This window comes from Phyllobacterium phragmitis (assembly GCF_002980495.1).
GTDB classification, from domain to species: Bacteria; Pseudomonadota; Alphaproteobacteria; order Rhizobiales; family Rhizobiaceae; genus Paramesorhizobium; species Paramesorhizobium phragmitis.
Genome location: NZ_PVBR01000025.1, coordinates 24,880 through 44,176, shown reverse-complemented (window position 1 = coordinate 44,176; position 19,297 = coordinate 24,880). Strand labels below are relative to the sequence as shown.

Annotated in this window: 17 protein-coding genes; 4 read left to right on the top strand and 13 right to left on the bottom strand. The window is 60.8% G+C overall.

The window, feature by feature from the left end:
- Positions 1-82: 82 nt before the first annotated feature.
- The 4 genes from cobJ to cobG form a co-directional block, all read right to left on the bottom strand.
- Positions 83-1,819, bottom strand: a complete 1,737-nt coding sequence (gene cobJ / locus C5748_RS23505) for a precorrin-3B C(17)-methyltransferase (RefSeq protein WP_105744889.1) — start codon at positions 1,817-1,819, stop codon at positions 83-85.
- Positions 1,819-2,550 carry a precorrin-2 C(20)-methyltransferase gene (locus C5748_RS23500; protein WP_105744887.1) on the bottom strand — a complete coding sequence of 244 codons (732 nt, stop codon included), beginning with the start codon at positions 2,548-2,550 and terminating at the stop codon, positions 1,819-1,821. The genes cobJ and C5748_RS23500 overlap by 1 nt, the downstream gene beginning before the upstream one ends.
- Positions 2,550-3,176 (bottom strand): precorrin-8X methylmutase, encoded by a 627-nt coding sequence (locus C5748_RS23495; protein WP_105744885.1) that lies wholly within the window; start codon positions 3,174-3,176, stop codon positions 2,550-2,552. The genes C5748_RS23500 and C5748_RS23495 overlap by 1 nt, the downstream gene beginning before the upstream one ends.
- A 130-nt stretch (positions 3,177-3,306) precedes the next feature.
- Positions 3,307-4,668, bottom strand: coding sequence for a precorrin-3B synthase (gene cobG, locus C5748_RS23490; RefSeq protein WP_105744883.1), 1,362 nt, complete (start codon positions 4,666-4,668; stop codon positions 3,307-3,309).
- Positions 4,669-5,157: 489 nt separating this feature from the next.
- Between cobG and cbiE the strand changes: the two genes are divergently transcribed.
- A complete protein-coding gene (gene cbiE, locus C5748_RS23485) occupies positions 5,158-6,372 on the top strand; it encodes a precorrin-6y C5,15-methyltransferase (decarboxylating) subunit CbiE (RefSeq protein WP_105744881.1) in 1,215 nt (404 codons plus the stop codon).
- Positions 6,373-6,740: 368 nt separating this feature from the next.
- Here cbiE and C5748_RS28325 read toward each other — a convergent pair whose 3' ends face one another.
- Positions 6,741-6,971: a hypothetical protein gene (locus C5748_RS28325; RefSeq protein ID WP_158259920.1), complete on the bottom strand. Its 231-nt coding sequence runs from the start codon at positions 6,969-6,971 to the stop codon at positions 6,741-6,743.
- A gap of 183 nt (positions 6,972-7,154) precedes the next feature.
- On the opposite strand from C5748_RS28325, the gene C5748_RS23475 reads away from it, so the two are divergent.
- Both C5748_RS23475 and C5748_RS23470 read left to right on the top strand, forming a co-directional pair.
- The gene (locus C5748_RS23475) at positions 7,155-8,258 is read left to right on the top strand and encodes a siderophore-interacting protein (RefSeq protein ID WP_105744879.1); all 1,104 of its coding nucleotides are present in this window, start codon (positions 7,155-7,157) and stop codon (positions 8,256-8,258) included.
- Between the two features lie 62 nt (positions 8,259-8,320).
- Positions 8,321-10,045: an ABC transporter ATP-binding protein gene (locus C5748_RS23470; RefSeq protein ID WP_105744877.1), complete on the top strand. Its 1,725-nt coding sequence runs from the start codon at positions 8,321-8,323 to the stop codon at positions 10,043-10,045.
- A gap of 23 nt (positions 10,046-10,068) precedes the next feature.
- Here C5748_RS23470 and C5748_RS23465 read toward each other — a convergent pair whose 3' ends face one another.
- Positions 10,069-10,626, bottom strand: a complete 558-nt coding sequence (locus tag C5748_RS23465) for a TetR/AcrR family transcriptional regulator (protein ID WP_105744875.1) — start codon at positions 10,624-10,626, stop codon at positions 10,069-10,071.
- 87 nt (positions 10,627-10,713) lie between these two features.
- On the opposite strand from C5748_RS23465, the gene C5748_RS23460 reads away from it, so the two are divergent.
- Entirely contained in the window at positions 10,714-11,733 is a 1,020-nt protein-coding gene (locus C5748_RS23460; protein ID WP_105744873.1) for an NADP-dependent oxidoreductase, read from the top strand.
- Between the two features lie 2 nt (positions 11,734-11,735).
- Here C5748_RS23460 and C5748_RS23455 read toward each other — a convergent pair whose 3' ends face one another.
- From C5748_RS23455 to C5748_RS23425, 7 genes are all read right to left on the bottom strand, one after another.
- Positions 11,736-12,500, bottom strand: coding sequence for an ABC transporter ATP-binding protein (locus C5748_RS23455; RefSeq protein ID WP_105744871.1), 765 nt, complete (start codon positions 12,498-12,500; stop codon positions 11,736-11,738).
- Positions 12,497-13,330, bottom strand: coding sequence for an ABC transporter ATP-binding protein (locus tag C5748_RS23450; RefSeq protein ID WP_105744869.1), 834 nt, complete (start codon positions 13,328-13,330; stop codon positions 12,497-12,499). The genes C5748_RS23455 and C5748_RS23450 overlap by 4 nt, the downstream gene beginning before the upstream one ends.
- A complete protein-coding gene (nikC, locus tag C5748_RS23445) occupies positions 13,327-14,256 on the bottom strand; it encodes a nickel transporter permease (protein ID WP_105744867.1) in 930 nt (309 codons plus the stop codon). The genes C5748_RS23450 and nikC overlap by 4 nt, the downstream gene beginning before the upstream one ends.
- Positions 14,253-15,296, bottom strand: coding sequence for an ABC transporter permease (locus tag C5748_RS23440; RefSeq protein ID WP_199194884.1), 1,044 nt, complete (start codon positions 15,294-15,296; stop codon positions 14,253-14,255). The genes nikC and C5748_RS23440 overlap by 4 nt, the downstream gene beginning before the upstream one ends.
- Before the next feature lie 27 nt (positions 15,297-15,323).
- On the bottom strand, positions 15,324-16,928 hold the full coding sequence (locus C5748_RS23435) for an ABC transporter substrate-binding protein (protein WP_199194883.1): 1,605 nt from the start codon (positions 16,926-16,928) through the stop codon (positions 15,324-15,326).
- Positions 16,929-17,026: 98 nt separating this feature from the next.
- Positions 17,027-18,082 carry a dipeptidase gene (locus tag C5748_RS23430; RefSeq protein ID WP_105744864.1) on the bottom strand — a complete coding sequence of 352 codons (1,056 nt, stop codon included), beginning with the start codon at positions 18,080-18,082 and terminating at the stop codon, positions 17,027-17,029.
- Between the two features lie 394 nt (positions 18,083-18,476).
- Positions 18,477-19,115: an outer membrane protein gene (locus tag C5748_RS23425; protein WP_105744862.1), complete on the bottom strand. Its 639-nt coding sequence runs from the start codon at positions 19,113-19,115 to the stop codon at positions 18,477-18,479.
- Positions 19,116-19,297 lie beyond the last annotated feature (182 nt).

The following is a 19,297-nucleotide window of genomic DNA, read 5'->3' as shown; positions in this document are numbered from 1 at the left end:
TTGTCACAATTGCCATGCCTCAGCGATGCCGCGGCCGCTACGGCGGAAATCATCGTTTCCATCCGAAAGTAAACGCTCGCTTTCAGGACGACGGGCGACCTTCGCCATACCAGCGCGGCGTATAGACCCATTCGCTTCCGTCGTTCCTCTCGAAGCGCTGTGTCGTCGACGAGCCGATGATGACGACGGTGCGCATGTCGACCTGATCGGGCGTTAGTTCGCCCAGGCTCGTGACCAAAACCTTTTCCGCCGGCCTGCCGACATCGCGGCCGAGCACGACGGGTGTTTGCGGCTGGCGATGCCTGCGGATGATGTCGAGCGCCTGGCCGAGCTGCCAGGGGCGGGCTTTGGAAATCGGATTGTAGAATGCCATGGCGAGATCGGCGCGCGCCGCATGGTCGAGCCGCTGCTCGATGACGGCCCAGGGCTTCAGATTGTCGGAAAGCGACAGGATGCAGAAATCATGGCCGAGCGGCGCGCCGATGCGGGCTGCCGCGGCCATTGCCGCCGAGATGCCGGGAAGGATCACCAGTTCGACGCCATGCCAGGCGGGATCGTCGGACAGATGCAGCGCTTCCAGGATCGCCGCCGCCATGGCGAAGATGCCGGGATCGCCCGACGAAACCATGGCGACCGACCGGCCGGTCGCCGCCAATGCGAAAGCATGGCGGGCGCGCTGCATCTCCTCGCGGTTGTCGGTCATGTGCCGCACCTGATCCGGCCTGAAGGGGCCTGCCATGCGCACATAGGTCTCGTAGCCCAGGATATCCTCGGCGCGCTGCAACTCCTGCCGGACGGCGGGCGCCATCAGGGCGGAATCGCCCGGGCCGAGACCGACAACGGCAAGCCGTCCACGCTTGCGGCCGGCCTGGACCAGATCGGCTGGGGTTTCGGCGACGGCGAGGGCGAGGCCGGAATGGGTAATGAGCTTTACCGGTTTCTCCACGGCAAGGCGGGCGAGCGCCTCGGTGGAACCAGCGTCTTTCACGAAGCGCAGCGGCGCATTGAATTTTGCGGCGGCGGCATGGATTTGCGGTGTTGCGATATCCCTCTCAAGGGCCAGAAAAAGGGCAATTGCATCGCGAGAAATGCCTGATTTGTCCAAAATGATATCGATGTCATTGAAAATGGCATCGTTGTCATTGGCCATTTTTTGCCCGGGAATCGCGATCGCAATGGCAATATTGCGCGGATGGTAGAGAAGTTCGCCCGCTTTCGGCTGGCGATTTTCCGGGGTGATGGTGATCGTCAGCCTGCCTGCGGGATCGATCGGCAGGCGCGTATCCGACAGCCAGGGTGCCGTGCCCGAAAGCCTTACCTTCTCGCCTGCCAGAAGATCGGCGATGAATTTTTTGCCGGCCTGGGGATTGGCGAGCGTATAGCCCGCCGGCGGGTGCAGCAGATTGGTGCCGAAGCGCAATTCCCCCGTCGTGGTGATGGCGGGGGCGACGTCGAGTGCGGCGGCGATGCGCCGCGCCAGATCATTGACGCCGCTCAAACCGCCCAGAAGCGGCACTACGGCGCTGCCGTCTTCCGCGACGGCCAGAACAGGCGGTTCCGCCCGTTTGTCCTCCAGGAGCCTTGCCAGCGCCCGTATGACGATACCGGCGGCGCAGATGGCGATGATCGGCCGCCCGGCTTCGTAGAGTTCGCGCAGTGTGCCGCCGAAATCCGAAAACGGGATATCCGCCGTTTCGACACGCGTCTGAAGCCCGAAAATATCCGCTTCGCCCAAGGCGGTTCTGATCCGCTCGGCGGTTTCAAGGCTGTTTTCGCCGAGCATCAGAATAGCGGGGCGGGCGATCTCTTCGCTGTGCATCAGCCTTTCCACTTCTGGCCGGGCACGAGAATCAGCGAGAAATAGGGCGATTTCTCAGGGTCTACCTCGGTCAGCGGCAGGATTCGCTGCGCGGCCATGGTGGCCCGCTCGACATAGAGCGCGCGGTCCATCAGGCCCAGTTCTTCCAGAACGCCGCGCACCTTACCGAAATTTTGGCCAAGCTTCATGATCACGGCGGCCTGCGTATCGGCAAGCCGCCGCTTCAACTCGCCGGCGTCCAGAACGCCCGAGAGGATGGTCAGCGTCTGATTGCGATAGGCGACAGGCGCGCCGAGGACGCTGGCTGCGCCGAGAAACGAACAGACGCCGGGCACCACTTCGGTTTCATAGCGATGCGCCAGCCGGTCGTGGATATACATGAAGGAGCCGTAGAAAAGCGGATCGCCTTCCGCGATCACTGCCACATCGCGGCCGCTATCCAGATGAGCGGCAAGCGTGCCGGTGATTTCGGCATAGAAATCGCTGACGATCGCTTCGTAATTCATATGTGCCGGCAGCTTCTCCGTCGTCACGGGGTAAACCAGCGGCACCAGAATCTGCTCTGGCGAAAGATATTCCTCGACGATAGAAAGCGCGTTGCCCTTCTTGCCCTTGGCTGCGTGGTAGGCAACCACGGGCGCGGCCTTGAGGCGTTTCAGCGCCTTCAATGTGATGAGTTCGGGGTCGCCGGGACCGACGCCCAGGCCGAAAAGCCGTCCGGGAGCGACCATCATTCGCGCTCCGTGGCCAATGCATTGACCGCAGCCGCAGCCATGGCGCTGCCGCCACGCCGCCCGCGAACGACGACAAAGGGAACGCCACGGCTGTTTTCGGCCAGCGCATCCTTCGATTCCGCAGCACCTACGAATCCGACGGGAAAACCGAGGATCAATGCCGGTTTCGGCGCGCCTTCATCGAGCATTTCGAGCAGCCGGAACAGCGCCGTCGGCGCATTGCCGATGGCGACGACGCTGCCAGCCAGATGCGGTCGCCACAGTTCGAGCGCTGCGGCGGAGCGGGTGTTGCCGAGCTCTTTCGCCAGTTGCGGCACGGAAGCGTCGGAAAGCGTGCAGATCACTTCGTTATTGGCGGGCAGGCGCGCGCGGGTGACGCCCTCGGCCACCATGCGGGCGTCGCAGAGGATCGGCGCACCGGCTGCGAGCGCCTTCCGGCCTGCTTCGCCGGCATCTTGCGAAAAGGCGAGATCGCCGATCACGTCCACCATGCCGCTGGCATGGGCGACACGCACGGCAAGCTTCTCCAAATCCGCCGGAATGCGGTCCAGATCCGCTTCGGCGCGGATGATGGAGAAGGAACGGTCATAGATCTGCTGGCCGTCTTTGATATAGTCAAGCATTGGGCGCTCCCCGCTCGTTCGTATAGAAATGGCTGATGCCGGCCTGCAAATGGCGATTTCCTGTGCTCCGGTGCTCGCAAATCACCATTTTCGGCTCGGCCTGATCCATTTCCAAAACGAACTCTTTATATCAGGAAGACGATACGCGTCCGTTGAGCAGGCGCGCCGCTTCCTCGATTGTGATGTTCGCCGCCAATAGCCTTCCGAAGCGCGATGGTCCAGCCGTGGCGCGCAAAAAGAGATCGTAACGTCCAGGTTCCACGGCGACGAGCGTGGCCGGGGCCGGGCGGATGGAGGCGCAGGATTTGGCGCAACCGGTCAGGTGAACCGGCACCGCTTCGGCGTTTTTCAGCAATTGCGCCAGTTTTACGCCATCGGTTTGCGTGTCGGCGAGCGCTGCGGCGCAGCCATTCGAGCCGGAACAGGCGATCATCGAGGCGAGGGGTTCGGCAGGATCGCTGGCGAGGCCGATGGCGTTCATGCGCTCAAGGATATCGTCGGCGCGGTTGGCGGTGAGGTCAGGCAGAAGCACGCTTTGCCATGGCGTCAGGCGGATATGCCCGTCATTGACTTGCACCGCGAGGTCGGCCAGCGCCCGCAAGTCCTGTGGCATGAGCCGTCCGAGAGGTGTGGCCGCACCGGCATAGGCGAGGCCTTGCTGTCGCTGTTGATGAACGCCCAGATGCGCGAAGGGGTGTGGCGCGGGACGGCGCCAAGCGAACGCCTGTTCTATTGGGAAGGGAAGGCGGGAGCGGAGCCTTTCGAGAATGTCTGATGCCGGCATTTCAGTGAGAAGATGCTTCATGCGAACGACACCGGGGCGCTCTGTGCTCAATTCCAGGAAAAGATCGAGCAGACCGGTGACGAGCGCGGCGGTATTTTCGGCTGCGACCATGCCGAGGGCGGGCGCGTCGTCTGCCTCAACCGGGGGGCAGGAGGCAAGGCCGAAGGCGAAGTGTTTGCCATTCTGCGTTGCGGCAAGCCAGATATCGCTGGTGTGCCGGGCAACAGCACAGGCCTCGCCGCCGTCGAGAAGGATTGAGAATTTCGGCGATAGCGCGTGATAGGCCGGCGTCGTCTGCAGCGTTTCCAGCAGGCTTTCGGCAAGCGGAATGATGTCGAAGGCCAGGGCATCATCGATGCCGGCGGCCGGATTGACCATCACATTGCGGATGTCGTCGCCTTCAGGGACGAGCGGGCCGAGGCCGGCTTGGGTGAGCGCCAGAATCACATGATCGGCATCGTTTTCGCCGATGCCGCGCAATTGCAGATTGGCGCGATTGGTGATCTCGATGATGCCGTTGCCATATCTGTCCGCGACATCGGCGACCGCGCGCGCCTGCCGCGCGACAAGCCGGCCGCAAGAGAGCTTGACGCGGCAGATGCGGCCGTCGCGGGCCGGCGTCATGCGGAAAAGACCGGGGCAGGCGGACCGCCTTTCCACACTGTCCGCTTTGATAGGCGCGATATTTCGCACGGTGCTTTTCTTCATTCGAAATTCCGTTAAGGCCAGTTGCGGTTCACCGCATTGATATCAAGCAAAGACGCATCCCCTCTCTTGCGATTTCTAACACTTAGCTTCCGCTTCGCTCCAGCTAAGATGTTGAAATCGCTTTCTCCCCCGCGAGGGGGGGAGATATGCAGGCATCATCGCTTGTGCTAATTGCCGACACCGATGATGGGCAAAAGCGCTTATGCCGGCTCTATCTCTCCCCCTGTGGGAGAGAAAGCGATTTCTTGGGTTTAGCGGAGCTAAGCCCATAGAAATTGCAAGAGAGGGGGCCAAAACCACAGACTTATCCTCAATCTCAATATTGGATGCACGGACTATAGTGCTTTATACGCCGCCCTGCTTGCCCTCGCCACAGGCAAACCGTATCAACATGACAACTTTAGCCGCATGATCTTATCCAAAAAGTCTGCAACTTTTCGGGATCATGCTCTATCCGAAACAGAACAACGGGCAAGGTCTGGAAGCGACATGACGCCATGGCTGACGATTATCGGCATCGGGGAAGATGGCGTGGAGGGTTTGGGCCGCGCCGCGCGTGAAGCTCTCGCCGGCGCCAAGATTATCTTCGGCGGCAGGCGACATCTCGATTTTCTCGATGACAGCGTGAAGGGGACGCGGATTTCGTGGCCGTCGCCGTTTTCCGCGGCTTGCGACATGATCCTGTCGCATCGCGGCGAGGCGGTCGTGGTGCTGGCGAGCGGCGATCCGATGTTCTACGGCATGGGCGCGACGCTGGCGCGGCATATTCCGGTGCAAGAGATGCATATCCTGCCGTTTCCATCGTCGTTCTCGCTTGCGGCGGCGCGGATGGCCTGGGCTTTGCAGGATGTGACGCTTTTGAGCGTGCATGGCAGGCCGTTGGAGATCGTTCATGCCCATATCCAGTCCGGCAACCGGCTGTTGATCCTCAGCAATGACGGGGGAACGCCGGGCGAGGTGGCGCGGGTTCTGGAGGCGCGCGGGTTTGGCATGAGCCGGATCACTGTTCTCGAACATCTGGGCGGCCCGCGGGAACGCCGGATTGATGGCATCGCGAGTGGCTGGCCGTATGAACGCGCCGCCGATCTCAACGTTCTCGCAGTCGAATGTCGAGGAGGGGCGGAGGCCACGGCCTATCCGCTTCTGGCGGGATTGCCCGATGCCGCCTTCGAGAATGACGGCCAGTTGACCAAGCGCGACGTGCGGGCCGCAACGCTTGCCCGGCTGGCGCCTTTGCCGCGCGCGCTGCTTTGGGATGTGGGGGCCGGTTGCGGCTCCATCGGTATTGAATGGATGCGGGCGCACCCATCTTGCCGCGCCATCGCCATCGAGGCGCATGAGGGCAGGCAAGCGATGATCGAGCGTAACCGGCTGGCGCTCGGCGTGCCCGGTCTGGAGCTTGTGAGCGGCGAAGCGCCTGCCGCGTTGCAAGGCCTCGAAGCGCCGGATGCGGTCTTCATCGGCGGCGGATTTACCGATGAAGGCGTGGCGGAGGCCTGTTGGCAAAGCCTCAAGCCCGGCGGACGCTTCGTCGCCAATGCGGTGACGATCGAGAGCGAAATGCTGCTGGTTCAATGGCAGAGACGAATTGGGGGCGAACTGACGCGGCTTGCCGTGAGCCACGCCGCGCCGCTGGGCGGGTTCGAGGTTTGGCGGCAGGCTTTGAGCGTGACGATGCTCTCGGCGGTGAAGCCGGTGAGGTAGACGAGACAGAAATTTAGTGGGAGGGGGAATATGTCGCTAATTCAAAATGAACGTACGAAACTATTGGCGAACAATCTGGATCGATTATCGACTGCGTTCATTGCCGTCGGTGTGCTTGGCAACACGTTCAATTTCACGCCCGGCACCAGCATGATTTTACCCGCTATAAATATCACCGCTTGGATTTTTCCGGCAGTTGGACTACATTTAATAGCAAGATTTGTCCTCGGGAGACTACGGTCATGACCGCTCAGATATTCATGTGGTGGGTTTTTCCGATCCTTGTTGGTGTAGCTTGCTTCGGCTGGCTTGGATATCAGAAATATTTTAACAGCCATTCCGACCGTTAAAATATGACCGGTACACAGCTATTTGCCTTTGTGATCCTGCCACTCGTTATCGTCGCCCTTGGTTGGGTGATTGTATTTTGGACCGAATACCAGAATGAGCGCGCTGGCATCAAAAATTCCGGTCGTTGAGAGCAGATGGCCGGGGCCCAGATTTTTTATCTGTTCATTTTGCCGGTTCTGATAGCCGCAGGTGGCTATGGTGCTGTCCGTTGGCAACAGCACCTGAACAAGTGCGCTGACGCCAAGCATTCGCGCCGGTAATTTCCCATAGGCAGTCGCATTTCAATGGCCATTTCGATGTGACCTGCATACGCAGAAATCCTGGCTAAAATTGTCCGCTTTTAAAACATGACTTGCGAAGTCATGTTACTTTCGGCTAGTCCTTTGCTACCGATCCAATCGGTTCCATCGGATATCTCCGGGAGTTCAGAAATGCAGCATAGCCGTTTGAGCGCGACCGCGCGCGTCACGCTTTCGAAGCCCGATATCATCATGAGCAGGCTTCTCGAACATTTCGCGGAATATGCCGACATTTCCTCGGCTGAGCGAAGGGGTGAGATCGCGCTGTCCTATGGGCGCGCGATGATCGAGGCTGATGATGAGAGCCTGACCTTCCATGCCGAAGGCGAGGACGATACCGGGCTTGCCTATATGAAGCACTCCATGGCCGAGCATGTTCTGGAATTTGCCGATGGTGAGACGCCGAGGATCGTCTGGATCGGCGATGGCGCTGCCGGCGCGCCGCTGCCTTATTTCCGCGAGATGCGCGTCGTCTCGGCCCGCAATGTGACGCCGCATATGCGGCGCGTGCGGCTTAGGGGGCGGAATCTCGAGCGTTTCGCGCGGGGTGGGCTGCATATCCGCCTGTTTTTCCCGCCGAAGGGCGTGACCACGCCGCAATGGCCCGTCACCGGTGAAGACGGTCGGCCGCTCTGGCCGGATGGCGAGATGAAACTTACCAACCGTGTCTATACGATCCGCAATATCGACGTCGAGATGGGTGAGGTCGATATCGATATCGTCATTCACGAGGGCGACGAGACGCCCGGGTCCTCCTTTGCATTGAATGCAGGAGAGGGCGATCCGGTGGGGATGACCGGGCCCGGCGGCGGCAGCGTTGGCGAGGCCGACTGGTATCTGCTGGCCGGCGACGAGACGGCGCTTCCCGCCATCGGCCGCATTCTGGAAAGCCTGCCGGCCCATGTGAAGGCCGTGGTGCGCATCGAGATTGAGAATGCCGCCGAGGAGCAGGATTTGCGCTCGGACGCCGATGTCGATCTCGTCTGGCTGCATCGCGACGGCCGGGAAGCGGGAACGACAACGCTTCTCGAAGATGCGGTTCGCGCGGTGGAATTTCCGGCTGAGGGAACGCGTGCATTCGCCTGGGCGGGTTGCGAATTCGCGGCTTTCCGCGCCATCCGCAGCTATCTGCGCAAGGAACGCAAGCTCGACCGGCAGGATCATCTTGTCGTCGCCTATTGGCGGCGCGGGTTCGATGGCGACAATGCAAGGCGTGACAAAGACGACGGCAATTGATATCGGGGGCGATATCAATCGATGTCTGGTGGTTCTCGCCGGATAAACCCAGGTTCTGACTTATGCTCCGCCGGTTTTTCTCCTATTACAGGCCCTATAAGGGCCTGTTCCTGCTCGATTTCGGCTGCGCGGTGCTGTCGGGGCTTCTGGAACTCGGCTTTCCCATGGCGATCAAGGTGTTTATCGACCATCTCCTGCCGGGGCAGGATTGGGTGTTGATCCTGCTCGCCTCAGCCGGGCTTCTCGTGGTCTATCTCGTCAATACCGGGCTGATGGCGGTCGTGACCTATTGGGGGCATATGCTCGGCATCAACATCGAGACGGAGATGCGCCGCAAGCTGTTCGATCATCTGCAGAAGCTCTCCTTCCGCTTCTACGACAACAACAAGACCGGGCATCTGATCGGCCGCGTCACCAAGGATCTGGAGGAGGTGGGCGAGGTCGCGCATCATGGGCCGGAAGATCTCGTCATCGCCATCATGACCTTCCTCGGCGCCTTCGTGCTGATGTTCACGATCAATGTGCATCTGGCGCTGATCACCGTCGCCGTCGTGCCGCTGGTGGCGTGGGTGACCAGCCGTTATGGCGGGCGCATGACGCAGAACTGGCAGGCGCTTTATGGCCGCGTCGGCGATTTCAACGTGCGCATCGAGGAGAATGTCGGTGGTATGCGCGTCGTCCAGGCGTTCGCCAATGAGGAATATGAGCGCAAGCTCTTCGCGCGCGACAACAGCCGCTATCGTGAGACCAAGCTCGATGCCTACCGCATCATGGCGGCGAGCACGTCGCTCAGCTACATGTCGATGCGGCTGACACAGCTCATCGTCATGCTGGCGGGGACATGGTTCGTGCTGCATGGGCAATTGACCAATGGCGGGTTCATCAGCTTCCTGCTGCTGGTAACCGTGTTCATCCGCCCGGTCGAGAAGATCAATTCGGTCATCGAGACCTATCCGAAGGGGATTGCCGGGTTCCGCCGCTATACCGAGCTTCTGGATACCGAGCCTGATATCGTCGATGCGCCGGATGCGGTTGCGGTGTCGGGTCTCAGCGGTGAAATCCGCTATCGCGGCGCCAGTTTCGGCTATAGCGCCGAGCGGCAGGTGTTGCGCGATATCGATCTGGAAATCCGCGCGGGCGAGACGGTGGCTTTCGTCGGCCCATCTGGGGCCGGCAAGACCACGCTCTGCTCGCTGCTGCCACGCTTCTATGAGATCGAGGCGGGCGAGATCACCATTGACGGCGTGGATATCCGCAAGATGACGCTCGCCTCGCTGCGCAGCCAGATCGGCATCGTGCAGCAGGACGTGTTCCTGTTCGGCGGCTCGATCCGGGAAAACATCGCCTATGGCCGGCTCGATGCGAGCGACCGGGAGATCGAGGCCGCAGCGCGGCGCGCAAGGCTCGATACGATGATCGCGAGCCTGCCCGAGGGCTACGACACCATCATCGGCGAGCGCGGCGTGAAACTGTCGGGCGGCCAGAAGCAGCGTCTGGCGATTGCGCGCATGTTCCTGAAGAACCCGCCGATCCTCATTCTCGACGAGGCGACATCGGCGCTCGACACCGAAACCGAACGCGCCATCCAGCAATCGCTTGCCGAGCTTTCCGCAGGACGCACAACGCTGGTTATTGCGCATCGGCTGGCGACGATCAGGAATGCCGACCGGATCGTCGTGGTGGATGAGACCGGCGTGGCGGAGCAGGGGCGGCATCGTGACCTGATTGCCGCAGATGGGGTTTATCGGCGGCTGCATGATGCGCAGTTCGAGTTGACGGGGAGCTGATTGAAGGGCTGTGTTGGAGCGTCCTACCTTCGTTGATCCGTCAGAATCGCACTCGAGATAATTTCGAATAGACGATCCGCGCGTGGCGCAAGCGAAGGCTGGTCGCCGATCCATGATAGCGCGCCCACCAGTGCGAACAGGTCCGCGCCATCCATGTCGGAACGCGCCACACCTGCGGTCTGAGCGCGGACGAGGAGCCGCGTACCGGCTGCTTTCATGGTGACGCATGAGGCATGAAGCGCGGAATTTTCATCCGCGATTGCAGCCACCATCAAGGCGATGGCGCCGCTGTAATTATGCGCCATCGCGACGGTTTCACGCAGCCACGTCACAAGGGCGTCACCGGGCGCGCCCGGTGTTTCGAGTTCGCTGGCCCTTTCCGTCAACTCGTTGAATTTTGTGCGGAGCAAGGCTTCAAGCAGCGCCTCCCTGGTCGGAAAGTGGCGGTACAGCGTGCCGAGGCCCACGCCTGCCTTGCGAGCAATGTCACGCAACGACGCGTCGGCGCCTTGCTCGGTCACGACGGCGCGCGCCACGGCGAGTAGTTGGTCGTAGTTCTTTTTCGCGTCGGCTCGCATCATCTCACCTTGACAAACGGAGCATCGCTCCGAATATTAGAGCGGAGCACTGCTCCGAATTAATAGCACATCCGCCGCAAAGGAAAAGCGATGTCGAGTGAAACAATGAAAGCAATCCGGATTCACGAATTTGGTGGGCCAGAAGTTCTGCGCTACGAGGATGCGCCGAAGCCTGAACTGAAGTCGGGAGAGGTGCTGGTTCGCGTTCACGCCATTGGGATCAATCCTCCCGACTGGTATTTGCGCGATGGCTTTAAAGCGCTTGCTCCGGAATGGCGTCCGCAGGGGAATTTCCCGATCATTCTGGGGACCGATGTATCAGGCGTTGTCGAGGCTGTTGCCGAAGATGTGCAAGGCTTTTCCGTCGGAGACGAAGTTTACTCGATGGTGCGTTTTTTCAGCGTCGGGGAAAGCAAGGCATACGCTGAGTATGTCAGCGTGCCGGCGTCCGACCTTGCGCTGAAGCCGGCGGGCATTGACCATTTGCAGGCCGCAGCGGCGCCGATGGCACTGCTCACGGCATGGCAGTTCCTTGTCGAGCTTGGGCACGAACAGCCAAATCCACTTCAAGCGGAACTGCATCGGCCGGTGCCGCTTGATGGCAAGACGGTGCTTATCAATGGTGCGGCAGGCGGCGTTGGGCACTTGGCGGTGCAACTGGCGAAGTGGAAGGGCGCGCATGTCATTGCGGTCGCTTCGGGCAAGCATGAGGCGTTTCTTCGTGATCTCGGCGCGGACGAGTTCATCGATTACACGAAGACACCTCCCGAGGACGTCGCGCATGACGTTGATCTCGTCCTCGACACGCTGGGTGGTCCGACCACCGGTCGCTTCTTGCGCACGCTCAAGCGTGGCGGGGCGTTGTTCCCGGTGTTCATCGGCTTTTCCGACGCAGAGGAAGCGTTGAGGCTGGGCATAACGGTTTCGATGACCCAGGTGCGTTCAAATGGCTCACAGCTCGCAGAAATCGGACGCTTGCTCGATGCCGGGACGGTTCGCGTCGCCATAGACAGCACGTTTCCGCTTAGCGATGCGCAAAAAGCGCACGAGCGCGCCGCTAGCGGACACATCCAGGGCAAGATCGTGCTCAGAGTCGGCGCAAGCTTTTGATTTTACGCGCTCTTGCGTCGGAACCCTTCGCTCGCGTGCATCAAATTCTCCGTATAGGCTTGGCTGACCTTGCCGCTCGCAAGATCAGCCGCATCGAGATGTTCGACGATATTGCCGTTCTGCATGACGACCAGCCGTTCGCACATATGGGTGATGACGGCGAGGTCGTGGCTGACCATGACGAAGGTCAGCTTGCGGTCGCGGCGGATCTGTTCGAGCAGATTGAGCACTTCGGCCTGAACCGAGGCGTCGAGCGCCGATGTCGGCTCGTCGAGGAGCAGGATCGAGGGTTCGACGATCAGCGCGCGGGCGATGGCGATGCGCTGGCGCTGGCCGCCGGAGAGCTGGTGCGGATAGCGGAAGCGGAAGCCGGAACCGAGCCCTACCTCGTCGAGCGCCCGGACGATGCGCTGTTCTCCGTCGCTGAAGCCGTGAATGGCGAGCGGTTCGAGCAGCAGGCGGTCGACGGTCTGGCGCGGGTGAAGCGAGCCGTAGGGGTCCTGGAACACCATCTGCACGGTGCGGTAGAAGGTTTTTCCGCGCGGAGTGGTGACGGGCTTGCCGTCTATGAGGATTTCGCCTGATGTGATCGGGGCAAGGCCTGCGACGGCGCGCAGCAGCGTCGATTTGCCGGAACCGGATTCACCGACCAGCCCGAAGGATTCCGCCCGCGCCACGTCGATACTGACGCCTTTCAGTGCGCGGAAATGGTCGTAGACGACTTCGAGGTTGTTGATCGAGAGCGCGGGAGATGCGGCGTTGGTCATAGCGACCACTCCGCCTGGCGCTGCAGGGTGGGCAGGGGATGACGGTCGGCGCCGATCTTCGGCATGCAGTCGAGCAGGCCTTGCGTATAGGGATGTTTGGCATTGGCGAGGTCGCTTGCCGCGATCTCCTCGACGATGCGGCCGGCATACATGACGATGACACGATCGCAGAAGGAGGAGACGAGGCGCAGATCGTGCGAAATGAAGATCAGCCCCATGCCGCGCTCGGCGACGAGGTTGTCGAGGATGCCCAGCACTTCGAGTTGCACTGTGACGTCGAGGGCGGAGGTCGGCTCGTCGGCGATGAGCAGTTCCGGCCCGGCGATCAGCATCATGGCGATCATGGCGCGCTGGCCCATGCCGCCGGAGACTTCGTGCGGATAAAGATCGAAGACGCGCTCGGGATCGCGGATCTGCACGGCCTCCAGCATTTCCAGCGTGCGCGACCGCGCCTCGTTGCGGCCGACATTTTCATGGGTGCGGAGCGTCTCGACGATCTGACGGCCGATGCTCATGACGGGGTTGAGCGAATATTTCGGATCCTGCAACACCATGGCGATGCGGCTGCCGCGCAGCGCCCGGCGTTCCCGCGCCGATATCTTCAGAAGATCGATGCCGTCGAATTCGAGGCGCTTTGCGGTCACCTGCGCATGCGGCGGCGTCAGCCCCATGATGGCGCGGCCGGTCTGCGACTTGCCGGAGCCGCTTTCGCCGACGATACCGAGCCGTTCACGCCCGAGCGAGAAGGAAATATCGCGCACTGCCTCGATCGTTCCGGTGCGGGTGGGGAAACGCACGTGCAAGTCTTCGACGTCGAGAAGCGTGCTCATTGGTTGCTGCCTCTGGGGTCGAGCGCATCGCGCAGGCCGTCGCCGAGAAGATTGAAGCCGAGGCTGACGATGAGGATCGCCAGGCCGGGCATGGCGGCGACCCACCACTGGTCGAGAATGAAACGACGGCCGGAGGCGATCATCGCGCCCCATTCCGGCAATGGCGGCTGCGCTCCGAGGCCGAGGAAGCCGAGGCCGGCGGCGGTCAGGATGATGCCGGCCATGTCGAGTGTGACGCGCACGATGAGCGATGACAGGCAAAGCGGCATGATGTGACGGATGACGATGCGGGTGGGGGACGCGCCCATCAACTGCACGGCAGCGATATAGTCGGAATTGCGCACCGTCAGCGTTTCGGCCCGCGCGATGCGCGCATAGGGCGGCCATGAGGTGATGGCGATGGCGATGACGGCATTCTCGATCCCCGGTCCAAGCGCCGCGACGAAGGCGAGCGCCAGGATGAGTTTCGGAAAGGCCAGAAAGATATCGGTGATGCGCATCAGCACCGCATCGACCCATCCGCCCGCATAGCCGGCGACGGTTCCCACCAGAAGGCCGACGGGTGCGGCGATAATGGCGACGAGCAGGACGACATAGAGCGTCAGCCGTGAGCCATAGATCAGCCGCGAGAGAATATCGCGGCCCTGATCGTCGGTGCCGAGGAGATAGTCGCCGCTGGGCGGCAGAAGCCGCGTGGTGCGCAGATCGCCGAGGGTGGGTGAATAGGGCGCCAGCAGATTGGCGAAGGCGGCGACGAAGAGCAGCGCCAGGATGATGATCAGGCCGACGACGGCGAGCTTGTTGGCGCTGAAGCGCCGCCAGATCATGTAGAAGCGGCCGAGCCGCGCCTGCATGCGTGATTGCGGCCGGTCGGAGAGGAGCCAGTCGCGGCGGGTCTGCCGGGCTGTTGGGGTGAGTTCGCTCATCGTGCGCGCGTCCTGGGGTCGAGTGTCCGATAGAGAAGATCGGAGACGAGATTGAGGGCGATGAAGACCGAGCCGATGATGATGGTGCCGCCGAGAACAGCGTTCATATCGGCGTTCTGCAGCGAATTGGTGATGTATTGGCCGAGCCCTGGCCAGGCGAAGACGGTTTCGGTGAGAACCGAACCTTCGAGCAGTCCGGCATAGGAAAGCGCGATCACGGTTACCAGCGGCACGGCGGCGTTGCGTAGCGCATGCCGCCAGATGATGCGGCTCTCCGACAAACCCTTGGCGCGCGCGGCGACGATATATTCCTGTTCCAGCTCGTTCAGCATGAAGGAGCGGGTCATGCGGCTGATATAGGCAAGCGAATAATAGCCGAGCAGGCAGGCGGGCAGGACGATGTGGCTGAGAATGTCGCGCAGGGCGTCCCATTGGCGCTGCAGAACAGCGTCGATGATATAGAAACCGGTAATCGGGGTGAATGTGTATTCGAACACGACATCGATGCGTCCGGGCCCTGCCGTCCAGCCGAGGCGGGCATAGAAGATCAGAAGCGCGATCAGGCCGAGCCAGAAGATCGGCACGGAATAGCCGAAAAGGCCGATGATCCGCACCGTCTGGTCGATGAAGCTGCCACGCTTGACGGCGGCCAGAACGCCGAGCGGAACCCCGATCAGCGAGCCGATGAGCGTTCCGAGCGTGGCCAGTTCCATCGTCGCGGGAAAGACGCGGCGGATATCGGTCATGACCGGATTGCTGGTCAGAACGGATGTGCCGAAATCACCGTGGAGAACCTTCGAGACATAGATGAAGAATTGCGTGTAGAGCGGTTCGTTCAGGCCCAGTTCTTCGCGCGTTCGCGCGATGGCGCTGGCTGGGGCACGATCGCCAAGGATCGCCAGCACCGGATCGATGGGAATGACGCGGCCGATGAAGAAGGTCACGGCGAGAAGACCGAGATAGGTCGTGGCCACGATGACCAGGAATGTGCCGATCGAAAAGGCCAGCCTGGTGGCGCGGGCGCGTCCACGCCCGGCCATCGGCGTCATGTCAAGCGAAGCCACAGCTTATTTCTTCGAGACCGTGAAGACGTAGTTGGTATCGAAGGAGGGGCCGAGCTTGAAGTTCTCGACATTATCGCGGAGGCCCGCCACTTCGGTCTGCTGATAGACCAGGATGAAGGGCCCGTTCTCGAGAACTTTCTTCTGAAGGTCGTGATACATTTCCACACGCTTGGCGTTGTCGCGCTCGAGGACCGCGGCCTTGGTTTCCTTGGTCAATTCAGGGATGTCCCAGGCATTGCGCCAGGCAAGTGTCTTCGACGAGGCGTCATCGCTGTTGTCGGGGTTGGAGGAGAACGTCTCGGCGTTGCTGTGGGGATCCCAATAGTCGACGCCCCACTGGCCGTAGTAGATGTCATGATTGCGGGCGCGATATTTGGTCAGCGTCTGCTTGCCGTCGCCCTGGATGATCTCCAGCTTGATGCCAGCCTTGGCGAAGGTCTGCTGCACGGATTCAGCAATACCGGAATCGGGCTGAATGCTGCGTATATCGGCGGTAATGGAAAACCCGTCCTTGAGCCCGGCTTCTGCCAGGAGTTCCTTGGCCTTGTCGACATCGAGCTTATAAGGGGTCTCATCGAGTTCCCCGAGCATGCCTTTCGGCAGGAAGGTCTGATGGATCTCGCCCAGGCCCTTGATGAGGGTCTCACCGATCCCCTGATAATCGATCAGATATTTCAGTGCTTCGCGCACTTCCGGCTTCGCCAGCGTCTCGTTCTTCTGGTTCAGACTGAAATAATAGACCGTACCCTTCGGGGTGCTGGTCAGCGATATGCCTTCTTCCTTCGATACCGCGGTGATGTCGCCGGGATTGAGATTACGTGCGACGTCGATATCGCCCTTTTCGAGCAGCAGGCGCTGTGTCGCGCTTTCCTTGACATGACGGTAGATGACGCGGGCAAGCTTGGCCTTCTCGCCATAATAATTGTCGTTGCGTTCGAGAACGAGGATCTCATTGGCGCGCCAGTCGCGGATTTTCATCGGGCCCGAACCGGCATAATGCGTCTTCAGCCAGGCATTGCCGTAATCATTGTCGACGACGTTTTCCATGACCAGCTTCCTGTCGACGACGGAACCGACATTGGCCGTGAGGCAGTTGAGCACGAAACTTGGTGCATAGGGCTGATCGACGGTCAGCACGAAAGTGGAGGGATCGGTGGCCTTGACCATCTGGTCGACATTGTCCGGCGTCAGACCGAACTGGGTGAGAATGAAGGCCGGGCTCTTGTCGATCTTGACGGCGCGCTGGAACGAGAAGGCAACGTCCTCGGCGGTGAGCGGATTGCCCGAGGCAAATTTGAGATCGGGCTTGATCTTGAACGTATAGGTCAGGCCGTCGTCGGAAACGGTCCAGCTTTCGGCGATATCGTTGACGATCTTCGACGGATCATCGATGTCGAGGCGGACGAGCCGGTCATAGCCATTGCCCATGATCTCGCCGGCGCTGAGCTCGAAGGCTTCGCCAGGATCGAGCGTGATGATATCGTCAAACGCGAAAGCGATCACCAATGTGTCCTGCGGCGTTGCCGTCCAGGCCGGTCCCGTTGCCGCGATAACTGCAGAAATCGCCGCGCTGGCGGCAAGAATGCGAAATCGTCCGAAATTCATCATCATCGTTCCCTTATCTCAACATCGTTTGGCGCGCGTCAGCCGATGGGGCAGTCCTTCAGCCGCATGACCTTACCTGGAAGTCTGCAACTTTATCGGGATCATGCTTCATGCCATGCGGCGCGCAGCACCCTCAACCAGTTCCCGCAGCATATCTTCGCGAGTTCATCTTTACCATATCCGGCTCTGCGCAGGCCGACAATGAGGTTTTGCGTGCCTGCGGCATCGCCGATCTCCCTGGGGATGAGCGCGCCGTCGAAATCCGAGCCGAGCGCGACACAGTCGATGCCGACCCGCGAAACCATATGATCAATGTGGCGGACCATATCGTCGATCGGCGTGTCGGCATTTTCCCTTCCGTCGGCACGCAGCATGGTGACGGCGAAGTTCAGGCCGACGAGGCCCTTGCGCTCGCCGATCGCATCGAGCTGACGGTCGGTCAGGTTGCGGGCGACGGGGGTCAGCGCATGGGCGTTGGAATGGCTGGCGACCGGCGGCTGGTCGCTCAGTTTCACCACATCCCAGAAGCCTTTTTCGGTCATATGCGCCAGATCGATCAGGATGCCGAGCCTGTTGCAGGCCTTGACGAGTTCCCGGCCGGCCTCCGTCAATCCCGGCCCGGTATCGGGGCTCATGGGATAGGCGAAGGGCACGCCGTGGGCGAAAATATTGTTGCGGCTCCAGACGGGACCGAGCGAGCGCAGGCCGGCGGCATAGAACACCTCCAGCGTCGACAGATCCTTGTCGATCGCTTCGCATCCCTCCATGTGGAGCACGGCGGCAAAGCGGTTCCGGGCCTCAGCCTTGTCTATGTCAGCACCGGTCCGGCAAAGGCTCCAGCCGCCGGCCCGCTCGATCCTGTGGGCGATAGCGGCGAGCTCAAGCGCGATATCGAGGGAACGTGGGCGTTCGAGCGGCGCGGAGAGCGGTGTCTCATAATGCCCATTTGCATCGGGGGCTTTCAGGGCAAGGCCCTTTTCAGACGGGATATAGATGGCGCAGAGGCCGCCCATGACGCCGCCCTTGCGTGCGCGGGGCAGGTCGAGATGGCCATGATCGGTGCCGTCGATGAACTCGCGCGCGGGATCCGAACCTTTGCGGGCATTCTTCCACAATCTCAAAAGCACATCATTATGACCGTCGAAAACGGCTTGCATCGCATGATCCTCGGTTGATGGATTGGCAGGAAGCGGTGTTGCACGGGGAAACTAGACGACAAGCTGTCGTGAGTCGCCGCCTTCATACAAGAAAATTTGCCGGGGATGACGAATCTGGTGTAATTTTAAGGGGTAAACCTATGTCTTTGTCGTGCTTTTTCGAAATAACCCATCAAAATATATAATATATAGGCTCCATTTTATTGGGATTTCGCGATCCGGATTTCTGATGCACGATGGTCAAGCTGGCAATCCCACCCAGCCTTGAGGCCCGGAGCTCCCAAGCCCGCTAGCCCCGGAACCCGGGTCTCTTCTTTCTTTCCTCCTCCCCAGGAAAAAGCCGCCTTATACAGGCGGCTTTTTCTTTTCAAATCATGTGACCCGGAGAGGGGTGTCAGAACTTGTAGTTGACGCCCGCCTTGATCGCATGATTGCTGAGGTTTTCGCGCCGATTCCGACCTGCAACTTCCGTCTTCACATCGCCGAAACGCATGTAATCATATTCGGCCTTGACCGAGAGAGGGCCGGAGATCACCTGTTCGACGCCCGCGCCGACGAGAACGCCGCCTTCCCAATTGCTGCCCGAGGTGACGGTGCCTTTCGGCTTGAACTTCGTCGCGCCATAGCCGAGCGTGCCATAGACCAGCGTCTTGTCCATGGCGACGCCGGCGCGCGCCTTGGCGACGCCGCTCCATGATTGCTGCAGCGTTCCGCCGTTGCCGAGACGGTGTTCGGCTTCGGCGAAATTCGCCTCGATCTCGCCGCCATAGACGAATTTTCCGTTCTGGAAATTCTTACCCGCGACGACGCCGACAAGCGCGCCGGTGCGGTTGGAAAACGGGCTCGGGAATTGCGAGGATGACGCGCCGATCTGTGCGCCGACATAGTTGCCAGACCAATCATGAGCGGTATCGAACGAAACCGGATCGGCATAATAATCGTCGGTTCCCAGATCCGCGGCCGATGCGGCTGCGGGGGGAAGGGTGGCAACAAGCCCGGCGAGGGCGGCGAGATAAAGATTGCGCCTGAACATGATCGAACTCCGATATGCAATGCACCGGCATTCGAAAGGCTGCCGGTCTCATGGGTTTTGGCACGGCGGGAACGGCTGTCTGCGCGTGCCGGAAAGACTGTCCGCCCTTAACGGGGCGTCAGCTTTCATTTAGGCAAAATGCGCCGGAAATGCGTAAAATTCGATATTAATTGTTTGTTTTC

What these genes read in the sequence shown, in the direction of transcription:
- cobJ (WP_105744889.1), bottom strand. Translation starts at nt 1,819, where the DNA reads ATGCACAGCGAAGAGATCGCCCGCCCCGCTATTCTGATGCTCGGCGAA.
- C5748_RS23500 (WP_105744887.1), bottom strand. Translation starts at nt 2,550, where the DNA reads ATGGTCGCTCCCGGACGGCTTTTCGGCCTGGGCGTCGGTCCCGGCGAC.
- C5748_RS23495 (WP_105744885.1), bottom strand. Translation starts at nt 3,176, where the DNA reads ATGCTTGACTATATCAAAGACGGCCAGCAGATCTATGACCGTTCCTTC.
- cobG (WP_105744883.1), bottom strand. Translation starts at nt 4,668, where the DNA reads ATGAAGAAAAGCACCGTGCGAAATATCGCGCCTATCAAAGCGGACAGT.
- cbiE (WP_105744881.1), top strand. Translation starts at nt 5,158, where the DNA reads ATGACGCCATGGCTGACGATTATCGGCATCGGGGAAGATGGCGTGGAG.
- C5748_RS28325 (WP_158259920.1), bottom strand. Translation starts at nt 6,971, where the DNA reads ATGCTTGGCGTCAGCGCACTTGTTCAGGTGCTGTTGCCAACGGACAGC.
- C5748_RS23475 (WP_105744879.1), top strand. Translation starts at nt 7,155, where the DNA reads ATGCAGCATAGCCGTTTGAGCGCGACCGCGCGCGTCACGCTTTCGAAG.
- C5748_RS23470 (WP_105744877.1), top strand. Translation starts at nt 8,321, where the DNA reads ATGCTCCGCCGGTTTTTCTCCTATTACAGGCCCTATAAGGGCCTGTTC.
- C5748_RS23465 (WP_105744875.1), bottom strand. Translation starts at nt 10,626, where the DNA reads ATGATGCGAGCCGACGCGAAAAAGAACTACGACCAACTACTCGCCGTG.
- C5748_RS23460 (WP_105744873.1), top strand. Translation starts at nt 10,714, where the DNA reads ATGTCGAGTGAAACAATGAAAGCAATCCGGATTCACGAATTTGGTGGG.
- C5748_RS23455 (WP_105744871.1), bottom strand. Translation starts at nt 12,500, where the DNA reads ATGACCAACGCCGCATCTCCCGCGCTCTCGATCAACAACCTCGAAGTC.
- C5748_RS23450 (WP_105744869.1), bottom strand. Translation starts at nt 13,330, where the DNA reads ATGAGCACGCTTCTCGACGTCGAAGACTTGCACGTGCGTTTCCCCACC.
- nikC (WP_105744867.1), bottom strand. Translation starts at nt 14,256, where the DNA reads ATGAGCGAACTCACCCCAACAGCCCGGCAGACCCGCCGCGACTGGCTC.
- C5748_RS23440 (WP_199194884.1), bottom strand. Translation starts at nt 15,296, where the DNA reads ATGGCCGGGCGTGGACGCGCCCGCGCCACCAGGCTGGCCTTTTCGATC.
- C5748_RS23435 (WP_199194883.1), bottom strand. Translation starts at nt 16,928, where the DNA reads ATGATGAATTTCGGACGATTTCGCATTCTTGCCGCCAGCGCGGCGATT.
- C5748_RS23430 (WP_105744864.1), bottom strand. Translation starts at nt 18,082, where the DNA reads ATGCAAGCCGTTTTCGACGGTCATAATGATGTGCTTTTGAGATTGTGG.
- C5748_RS23425 (WP_105744862.1), bottom strand. Translation starts at nt 19,115, where the DNA reads ATGTTCAGGCGCAATCTTTATCTCGCCGCCCTCGCCGGGCTTGTTGCC.